The organism is Pseudoalteromonas sp. S1650 (assembly GCF_005887195.1).
GTDB classification, from domain to species: Bacteria; Pseudomonadota; Gammaproteobacteria; order Enterobacterales; family Alteromonadaceae; genus Pseudoalteromonas; species Pseudoalteromonas simplex.
Map to the genome: position 1 here is coordinate 44,606 of NZ_PNDF01000058.1, position 9,959 is coordinate 54,564.

Annotated in this window: 7 protein-coding genes; 3 read left to right on the plus strand and 4 right to left on the minus strand. The window is 42.3% G+C overall.

All coding sequences use genetic code 11. The annotated features are described in order from the left end of the window. Positions 1–11 precede the first annotated feature (11 nt). A complete protein-coding gene (locus tag CWB80_RS16495) occupies positions 12–2,411 on the minus strand; it encodes a TonB-dependent siderophore receptor (RefSeq protein WP_138599244.1) in 2,400 nt (799 codons plus the stop codon). A 152-nt stretch (positions 2,412–2,563) separates the two neighbouring features. Next, entirely contained in the window at positions 2,564–3,784 is a 1,221-nt protein-coding gene (locus tag CWB80_RS16500; RefSeq protein ID WP_054554008.1) for an MFS transporter, read from the minus strand. Between the two features lie 138 nt (positions 3,785–3,922). Here CWB80_RS16500 and gtfA point away from each other — a divergent pair, with 138 nt between their 5' ends. Then, positions 3,923–5,395 (plus strand): sucrose phosphorylase, encoded by a 1,473-nt coding sequence (gene gtfA / locus CWB80_RS16505; RefSeq protein ID WP_138599245.1) that lies wholly within the window; start codon positions 3,923–3,925, stop codon positions 5,393–5,395. Here the strand turns inward: gtfA and CWB80_RS16510 are convergent. Then, positions 5,392–6,423 (minus strand): LacI family DNA-binding transcriptional regulator, encoded by a 1,032-nt coding sequence (locus CWB80_RS16510; RefSeq protein WP_138599246.1) that lies wholly within the window; start codon positions 6,421–6,423, stop codon positions 5,392–5,394. The genes gtfA and CWB80_RS16510 overlap by 4 nt on opposite strands. A 129-nt stretch (positions 6,424–6,552) precedes the next feature. Here CWB80_RS16510 and CWB80_RS16515 point away from each other — a divergent pair, with 129 nt between their 5' ends. Then, on the plus strand, positions 6,553–7,224 hold the full coding sequence (locus CWB80_RS16515; protein WP_138599247.1) for a YoaK family protein: 672 nt from the start codon (positions 6,553–6,555) through the stop codon (positions 7,222–7,224). Here the strand turns inward: CWB80_RS16515 and CWB80_RS16520 are convergent. After that, positions 7,214–8,122 (minus strand): AraC family transcriptional regulator, encoded by a 909-nt coding sequence (locus CWB80_RS16520; RefSeq protein WP_138599248.1) that lies wholly within the window; start codon positions 8,120–8,122, stop codon positions 7,214–7,216. The two genes, CWB80_RS16515 and CWB80_RS16520, sit on opposite strands and share 11 nt — an antisense overlap. A 177-nt stretch (positions 8,123–8,299) precedes the next feature. Between CWB80_RS16520 and exaC the strand changes: the two genes are divergently transcribed. After that, on the plus strand, positions 8,300–9,820 hold the full coding sequence (gene exaC / locus CWB80_RS16525) for an acetaldehyde dehydrogenase ExaC (RefSeq protein ID WP_138599249.1): 1,521 nt from the start codon (positions 8,300–8,302) through the stop codon (positions 9,818–9,820). Positions 9,821–9,959: the final 139 nt, after the last annotated feature.

Consider the following 9,959-nt stretch of genomic DNA (forward strand, 5'->3'; position numbering starts at 1 on the left):
GAGGAGAGTAATTAATAGAAAGAGTATTTTAAAGTAAGCGACGTGGTACGGCCGTTGATAGTACGGGCACGAATAATGTCGTTATCTGGTACTGAGCCTTCTTCTGCTTCTGTGATACCTACGGTGTCGAACAGGTTATTCACGTTAAGTGATAGACTTAAGTTTTCAGATAGATTGTAACTTACAAAGCCATTCACTTGCGTGTAGCCATCGAATTCAAGGTCGTTACTGTCTTGTGCGTAAGCATCTGTTGTACCAATAAAGCTTAGACCAGCAGCACCTTTATCAAAGTTGTAAGTTGCCATTAGAGAGTAAATAAGGTCAGCTTGACGACGTGGTGTATTACCGACTAACTCTGGCGATAACGCATCTTTAGCAATTTCTGCGTCTGTCCAAGTAAAGTTACCACGGAAATCCCAATCACCTACGTAGTAGGTTGATTCAACCTCAATACCTTTTGCTTCGTACTCGCGGTCAAAGAACTTTTGTGATGTTGCTTCGAAGTTTTGCTCTTCTGTTTCTGCGTAGAATGCAGTTGCAAATACTGATAGCGAATCAAAACGTTTTTTCACACCGATTTCGTATTGATTTACTTCATCAATTACATCGGCTTCGGCAACCGAACCATCTGCTTCTACTTTACCAAATAATAAGCGGTCTGCATTTGCGCGGCCGCCTTTACTTAAACGGGCAAAAGTCGCAAAGCTTGGATCAATTTGGTAGTTCGCACCAATTGAGTATGAGCTGTAGTGCCAGTCGTAGTTAACAATGCTAGGATTTGCATTATCAATACCAGCAACACTTTGCTCAGGAATTGAGATGGTACCGTCGCCATTCATATCAATTGTTGATGTTACGGCACCTGCGTAGTTACCGCGTGCTTCACCTGAATCATAGCGAGCACTTGCATCAATGCTTAAATCGCCAAACTTAGTGGCTAAGTTAATGTAAGGTGCGCGTGTTTCGTATTCTGTGTCGTAGTTACGTTGACAGCAGTTACCCCAGTAAGGTGTACCATAAGCGTACAAGCCATTATCTGAGTAGCTGTCGCCATTTGCAGCGTAAACGTCAAGTAATGCCGCGTTGTCGCCTTTTAGCTCCATAACATATGAGTTCCAAAGCCACGACATATCAATCGATTGGCTTGATGCAAAGTAACCAAACGTAACACTGGTGTCATCAGAGAACGACTTAGTTAACTTAAGATCATTAACAATTGAGCCCATGTCGTTTAGCGTTACATCGAATGTGTGAATACGCATTGCTAAATCGTCATCGCCATAGGCTTCGCCTGCTGAACCACCATTTGCATAAACAAGCGATGCACCATCACCAGCAATACTAGAAGCAATAGAGCTTGCACTTGCAACTTCAGCTGGAATAAGAGAAATAAAGTTACCGCTTACTGATGACGTTCTAAAGCGGTTTTCGATGCGCCAGTCGTTTTCTAAATCAAATGCTGCTTCAAAACCTACTGAGGTAACAACTGGGTTCATACCGTCGGTCATATCGCCCGTGCTGATTTGGTTATCACCATTTAAACGCAGCGTTTGTGTGAAAAGAGCAGAATGCGGCGTATCTGATTGCGCATCGAAACCTGGGATTGAATCGCCATCTGAGTACATAGGCATAGGTAGGTAACCTACGCTTTTATCATCGAGGTGTTTAAAGTACACACGTACATAACCGGCATCAAATTCTTTCGTTAGGTTTGCCTTAATTTGGCCACCTTTATTAGATGTATAACCAGTTTCACGCGGGCCTTCGCCTTGGCGAACAAAGCCACCAATGTGATAGCGCACACTGTCGTTTAGGTAAGTACCATACTCAAAGTCCGTACGAATAGAGTCATAATCAAGGCCAACAGTGGTTGATACACTGCCTGATTCGTTCTCACCTGTTTTTGAAATAAAGTTGATGATACCACCTGGGGCATCACTTGCTGCTGTTGATGCTGAGCCACCACGGATTGATTCAACACTTTGTACTGTTGAATCTAAACGCATGAAAATGTCTGCGTTACCAAAGGCAATATCGCCAAACTGCATAACAGGTAAGCCATCTTCTTGTAGTTGCAAGAATTTAGCACCGCCCGATGCAACCGGTAAACCACGTACCGCGATATTTGCGTTACCTTCACCGCCCGTCGATTCTGAACGTACACCCGGAATTGTTCTGAAGGCTTCTGCAGTAGAGCGTGGTGTTGATACTTCAATTTCAGCTAATGTAACACTGCTAACCGATGAGCTTGATGCCATGATGGTTGTACGGCGTGGTACACCGGTTACAACGATAGTTTCAAGACCGCTTTTTTTAGCCTCAGGTTGTGCTTGCTCTTCGGCGTGTAAGTTTTGGCTTACTGCTAATGCAAGCGCGCTTAATGTATAAAGGGCATGTTTGTGTGTTGTCATAATGTGCCTCGTCTCAATCCCAGATGGTTTGTTGTCTAAATTGTTATCTTAATCGATTAAGTAAAGATAACAATAATTTTACACAGTGCAAGTCTTTTTAGTGAAAAACTTGCACGATTTATGTTCGATGATTGATTTTTAACGATTTTTATTTAGTGGCTTAATGCACTGTGCTGCGCTAACGCTTGCTCAGCAGGGTTACGTAAGTAGTTATATAGCATGGCTAAAAACAGTAAACATGCGAAGCCTGTTGCGAGATAAAAGCCGTAACGAATGTGGCCAAAGTAGTCACTGATCACACCCATTAATAATGGGCCTGCTGCAGCAGAGAGGGCAGTAAAAAACAAAATAACCCCAGCAACAGCACCGTGCTGTTGCACCGCAAAGCAAGAAATACCTTTTGAGTTTAAAGTTGGGTAGATCATCGACATGAATAGCCCAGATAAAGGGAGTAAGAATACCGCCCAATCAACACCACCGAAGATTAAGCCTAAATAACACAGTGCAATTCCTAAGCTTAAATACAGCATCGCCGCTTGCCAGCTTAAGTGATTTAATAGCCACACCGCTAAGAAACGCCCCGCAGCGCGTAAAATGAAAAATAAGGTCAGTGCATAGGTTGCCAGTAATTGCCACGGGCCGTCGTAATCGCCAAGTAGAGTAGGCATCCAAACGTATATTGCTACTTCGGTTGCAACATAAAGGGCAATTGCTAATGAAAAGCCCAGTGCATAAGGGTTTTTCATCATGCTCATGGTGGTTGCAAGAGAGGCCGGTTTTGCGTGTTCTTCTAGCTTTTTAGGTTTAGGGTAATCTGCACGCCAAGCAATTATGGTTAAAATCAAACATAAAACCCCAGCGATAACATAAAGGTAGGTCCAGCTAACCTGTTGGGTGATTAAAAAGCTGACAAGGGCAGGGCCTACAATGGCGCCAACACCAAAGAAACCTTCGACCAAATTCATGGTTTTTGTGTGCTCTAAATTGTTTGTAGAAATATCACCTAACAGTGCCAAAGCACCGGTTTTAAATAGGCCAATAGCAAGACCAATACAGCTAAGCAGCACTACAAATACGCTAAAACTACTGCTAACAGCAAATAGAAAACAACAAATGGTGAAGATGCCGAGTCCTAGCATGATGGTTTGTTTGCGGCCAAAGCTGTCGGCCAAAAAGCCTAAAAACAGGCCACTAAAAGCAATAAGTGCCATCGGTGCATAATGGAAAGCACTGGCTTGGGTCATGCTTAAATTAAATTCTTCGATAAGCTCAGGTATGATCATACCAACCGCATCAGAGGTCATCGCAAACATAAAAAACATCATGTATGTCAGCCATCTAATGGTTTGCAAAGGATCGTGTGTTCTATTCATTGTTGTATCCCCACCGAAAGGTCTGCGCCTTTACTATGTATATTAGTGTATAAAAACTATAAAAACTGCTTGAATAATTTGCTGTCGTGGTTAAAGATATATCTTAATCGATTAAGTTTCAACTTGGTATTAACAATTATGATCAACAATAAAGTGCAATTAATCACCTACGCAGACCGTATTACTGGTCAAGGTATTGATGAATTAAGTAATTTATTAAATGGCCCACTTAACAATGTGTTTGCAGGTGTACATTTGTTGCCATTTTATAATCCGATTGATGGCAGTGATGCTGGCTTTGATCCTATTGATCATAGTGAAGTAGACTCGCGCCTTGGTAGCTGGGACGATATTAACGTGCTTGGTGCAAACTATGATCTAATGGCTGACTTAATTGTTAACCATGTTTCTGCACAGTCTTTCCAATTTAAAGATGTACTCGCTAAAGGCAAGCAATCTGAATTTTGGGATTTATTTTTAACTAAAGACGATGTATTCCCAAATGGCATGTCTGAGGCTGAGCAACAAGCGATTTATCGTCCGCGTCCAGGTAGTTGTTTTACACCTATTGCGTGTGGTGATGGCCAAACCTATGATTTTTGGACCACATTTACCGATAACCAAATTGATATTAATGTGAAATCAACGGCGGGTATCGAGTATTTAAATACGGTGCTTGGCAAATTTGCTGATAATAATGTCAACATTATTCGTTTAGATGCAGCAGGCTATGCGATTAAAGAAGCTGGCACAAACTGCTTTATGTTGGATGAAACCTTTGAGTATTTAAATAAGCTTTCGGCGCAAGCAAATGAAGCGGGTATGGAAACCATTGCCGAGATCCACAGCCATTTCCAGACTCAGGTTGAAGTCGCAAAGCGTGTAAATATGGTTTATGACTTTGCTTTACCACCCCTTATTTTACACAGCTTGTTTAGCAATGATGCGCAAGCTCTACTGAATTGGCTAACCATTTCGCCGCGAAACTGTTTAACGGTACTCGATACCCATGATGGCATTGGCATCATTGACGCAGGCCCGATGGGTGATAAACCGGGCTTATTAAACGCAGCAGAAATTGATAACTTGGTTGAAACCATTCATGAAAAGAGTGAAGGGCAAAGCCGCTTAGCAACTGGTGCAGCAGCAAGTAATGTCGATTTATATCAAGTAAACTGTACATACTACAATGCTTTGGGTGCAGATGACTTTGATTACTTATTAGCGCGTGCGATTCAGTTCTTCGCGCCAGGTATTCCACAAGTTTATTATGGTGGCCTGTTCGCTTGTGAAAACGATATGGAATTACTGGCTCGTACCAATGTAGGTCGTGATATCAATCGCCCTTATTTAAATGCGCAAGACATTGATGCTGCGCTTGCTAAACCTGTGGTGAAAGGTTTGATCAAGCTAATTCAATTACGTAATGAGCACCCAGCATTTAACGGTGAGTTTATTGCTAAAGGTGAAGGCAGTGTGTGTCGTTTAAGCTGGCATGATGATACCAGCTCAATCGAGTTAAAAGTTGACTTTTTAAGCCGTGAAGTGATCATTGTTGATCACCGTGAAGGCGAACAAAGTATTGTTGATTTGGCTGACTTTTTAGCTTAACTACTTTGACCCAATTGCAGTTGATAGTCGATTTCGGCTGTTTGCTGCTCTTTCGATAGAAACAAGGTCGCAGCAATACGGCCTTTTTCTTCGCTATTTTGATGAACAGTGGTGAGTTTTGGCACAAATCGTTGGCCTTCATCGATGCCATCAAAGCCAACAATTCTGACATCTTCAGGAACCGATAAGCCCATTTTTAATGCTTCGCGCATGGCGGCAAGGGCGATCAAATCACTCATACATAACAATACGTTTGGCCTTGGTGTACTGCTAAGTGCTTCTTTGGCGGCAATGCTGGCAAAGCGCTCGCTGCTTTCTGGAATATTCCATGTTCTATCATCACCCAGGGTGATGCCAGCATCGCTGATTGCTTGGTGATAACCGCGCAGTCGTTGATGAGCAATCGACTGACCTGCTTCAAACTCATGATGTTCGTATACTCGGCATAATACGTCGTTATCGAGTAAACGCAGGCCTAAAATAGCAACCCGATCATCATTTTTGTGAAGTGCGTGTTTTGCAATATCAAAGCTGGCTTGTTGGTTGTTTACGTTTACTGAGGCATCGCGACCGATATTAAAATCAACCGTTACCACATGTTTGGCAACCTGTTTTAATTGCTCAACAAGTTGCTTATTACGTGGGCGGCCGTAGCAAATAAAACCATCTACAAAGTCGACAACGCTATTTAGGTTATCGCTGTTGCCTGAAAATAATAAAAGGTTAATACCATTTTTTTCGAGCACCGCTGACACACCGCGCATAAAGCTGCTAGCAACCGGGTCAGATATCATATATTCAACGCTGTCTGGTAATACTAACGCAACAATATTAAAGGTGCCTCGGCGCAATGATTGTGCCGCCTTGTTAGGGCCAAAATAGCCAAGCTTTTTACAGGCAGCCAAAATCTCTTCGCGGCGTGCTTTCGATAATTGATCAGGGCGGTTAAACGCATTTGATACAGTGGCATTTGAAACACCTAACTCTTGGGCAATACTTTTCAGCGTCCAACTTTTTGGCTTTGTCATTGTAGGTTCTTAATCGATTTACTTAATTGTAAATTACCATATAAAGAGTCGAAAAAAAGTGTTTTTAGTCATAAAAATAGGCGTACCATAAAAGAATGAGTACGAGGGTGAGAAAAATGCGAGTAGCGAGTGATTTCTAAGTTACCAAAATGGGTTGAGGTTGGTGCATTTATTTTGGCGCTGGTGGCTGGGTGTGTGAATGCAGTTGGTTTACTTAGCTTTGAGCATCAAGCGGTATCGCATTTATCGGGAACCGCAACCTTGCTTGGCGCAGATCTCATGCATGGCAATAGCCTTGATGCTTTACATTTATTAGGTGTATTACTGTCATTTTTAGTTGGGTCTGGTATTGCCGGGTTCTTGCTGCATAGTTCAGCACTTAAACTAGGTCGTCATTACGACACGGCATTGCTGATCGAAGCAGGGCTTTTACTGGGCGCACTTTGGTTATTATTTAATGGCTCGGGCTATGGACATTTTTTAGCTTCTGCGGCATGTGGGTTACAAAACGCCTTGGCAACAACTTACAGTGGTGCAATTGTGCGTACTACCCATGTTACGGGTATTTTTACTGATTTAGGTATTATGTTTGGTCGGGTTTTTCGTGGCGAGGCGCTTGATAAACGTAAGGCTAAGCTGTTCGGCCTAATCATTATTGGCTTTATATTTGGTGGCTTAGCAGGGGCGTGGTTATTTGCAAAAATGACCTTTGCGGCGCTTTATGTACCAAGTGCCATTTGTATTTTACTCGCCTTAACCTATCGCGTTTATTCTCATCGCAATCCAGAACTTAATGATTAGCGATACTTTTTGGGGTTGCGCCAAAGGCCTGTTTAAATACACGGCTAAAATGGCTTGGGTTATTAAAGCCTAATTGGTAACAAACTTGGCTAATCGCCTCGCCTTTCTCGAGCAATTTATACGCTTTTTGTAAGCGTAATTGTTGTTGCCAAAGAGCGGGCGTAACACCAAAGGCTAGTTTAAATTGCTGATAAAATTTACTGCGGCTCATACAGGCTATTTTACATAACACATCAATATCAATATTCTCAGCAAGGTGCTGTTCTATATAACTAATTACATCACTTAACGGGGTTGCGAGCTTGCCTTGCTTACAACTTGCAATCATTAAATCTCGGCTTTGCTGCTGTAACAGGCGGGTTATGAGTTCATTAAGTGATAAATCAATTAAGTAATCGCGGTGTTGTTCATTTTCGCTAAATAGGGTGATCATCCGCTCAAGCAGTTGCTGAGTTTGCGGGTTATGCTGGGCGTGCACTAACTTGGTTTGATATTGAAAAAAGTCATCCTGGGTAATTTGCTGGTTAAAATTAAGAGCATCAACTACTTGGCTTATTTTATCGGTACTGATTTCAATCGCTAAACAGGTTGTTGGCTGATTGAGAGATGCATTGGGAAAGTCTATTAGCACCCCTTGCTCTGGGGCAAGTACAAATGATTGGTTTGGTAAAAACTCTTCATGATAATCACTGTCGGCAACATGCATGATTTTTTTACCGCTGATCATGCCACAAAATAATAATTCAGTGGAATGTAACGCCACTTTTTGGGCATCTAAATAGGTGTCGTAAATACTTAATTCGGCATGTTCGCCCGCAAAACTGACTTTATTTTCAATAAGCACATCAATACGTTGTCGTTTTTTATCTAAACTTCTGCTACTAACTGATGTGTTCATTGTTGCCTCGCTGTCGTCCTAAATTCTGGACAAATAGTCAAAAAGTCTGGACTAGGAATCAAGTGTGTTTTCAGTAACTGAGCTAACTTCAATTGTTAGCGGTTCATTAAACAATAACCTACCGCATAATTTAGTCAATGCTAAATAAAACACAACAATTTGAAGAGAGAACACATTATGATTTATGCAAATCCAGGCAGTGAAGGTGCAAAAGTTAACTTTAAAGCGCAGTATGAGAATTATATTGGTGGCCAGTGGGTTACCCCTGTAAAAGGAGAATACTTTGAAAACATTAGCCCAGTAAACGGTAAAGTGTTTTGTAAAGTACCTCGTTCATCAAAAGAAGATATCGAGCTGGCACTTGATAAAGCCCACGATGCAAAAGCGGCATGGGGAACAACGTCGGTCACCGAGCGTAGCAATATCTTATTAAAAATTGCCGATCGTATTGAACAAAACCTAGAAATGCTGGCAGTGGCCGAAACCTGGGATAACGGTAAAGCAATTCGTGAAACACTTGCGGCAGACGTGCCACTCGCGGCTGATCACTTTCGCTATTTCGCAGGTTGTGTGCGCGCGCAAGAAGGTTCAATCGGTGAGATAGATGAAACCACGGTTGCCTATCATTTTCATGAGCCACTGGGTGTAGTAGGGCAAATTATTCCTTGGAACTTCCCATTGTTAATGGCGGCGTGGAAACTTGCACCAGCCCTTGCTGCCGGTAACTGTATTGTATTAAAACCAGCTGAACAAACCCCTGCATCTATATTAGTGCTGCTTGAAGTGATTGGTGACTTATTACCTGCAGGTGTTCTAAATGTGGTAAACGGCTATGGTAAAGAAGCAGGCGAAGCGCTGGCAACCAGTACTCGAATTGCGAAGATTGCCTTTACAGGCTCAACACCAGTGGGTTCACATATCTTAAAATGCGCTGCTGATAATATTATTCCTTCGACGGTTGAGCTAGGTGGTAAATCACCAAATATCTTCTTTAACGATGTCATGGAAAAAGACGATGAGTTTTTGAGTAAAGCGATTGAAGGGGCTGTACTTGCGTACTTTAACCAAGGTGAAGTGTGTACGTGTCCATCGCGTTTATTTATTCAAGAAGATATTTACGAGCAATTTATTGAACGTGTTCTTGCCCGAACTCTACAAATTAAACGGGGTAATCCACTTGATACCGAAGCCATGGTGGGTGCTCAAGCATCACAAGCTCAGTTTGATAAGATCCTAAGCTACATCGAAATTGGTAAACAAGAAGGGGCCGAAGTTCTCGCGGGCGGCGAAGTCGAACAACTGTCTGATGAGTTTAATGGCGGTTACTACATTCAACCAACGCTATTAAAAGGCACTAACGACATGCGCGTGTTCCAAGAAGAGATTTTTGGCCCGGTTATTTCAATGTCGACTTTTAAAGATGAAGACGAAGCGTTAGCCCTTGCTAATAGTTCTGAGTTTGGCTTAGGTGCTGGTGTATGGAGTCGAAACATGAACCGTGCTTATCACTTTGGTCGTAAGATTGAAGCGGGCCGTGTTTGGACCAACTGCTATCACATGTACCCAGCACACGCTGCGTTTGGTGGTTATAAAAAGTCAGGCATAGGCCGCGAAACACATAAACTTGCCCTTGATCATTACCAACAAACTAAAAACCTATTAGTCAGTTACAGTGAGAATCCACTGGGTTTCTTTTAAAAGCAATTTCTTATTGTTGTCGAAACTACCCAAACGCCACATCTAGTGGCGTTTTTATTTTTTAACGGGCATAAAAAAGCCCGGCGAACACACAAGCCAGGCTTTTCGACAACAATTTGTTGAGTCACCGCGTGTGCAA

Coding starts and splice junctions, on each gene's coding strand:
- CWB80_RS16495 (WP_138599244.1), bottom strand. CDS start 2,411: ATGACAACACACAAACATGCCCTTTATACATTAAGCGCGCTTGCATTA.
- CWB80_RS16500 (WP_054554008.1), bottom strand. CDS start 3,784: ATGAATAGAACACACGATCCTTTGCAAACCATTAGATGGCTGACATAC.
- gtfA (WP_138599245.1), top strand. CDS start 3,923: ATGATCAACAATAAAGTGCAATTAATCACCTACGCAGACCGTATTACT.
- CWB80_RS16510 (WP_138599246.1), bottom strand. CDS start 6,423: ATGACAAAGCCAAAAAGTTGGACGCTGAAAAGTATTGCCCAAGAGTTA.
- CWB80_RS16520 (WP_138599248.1), bottom strand. CDS start 8,122: ATGAACACATCAGTTAGTAGCAGAAGTTTAGATAAAAAACGACAACGT.
- exaC (WP_138599249.1), top strand. CDS start 8,300: ATGATTTATGCAAATCCAGGCAGTGAAGGTGCAAAAGTTAACTTTAAA.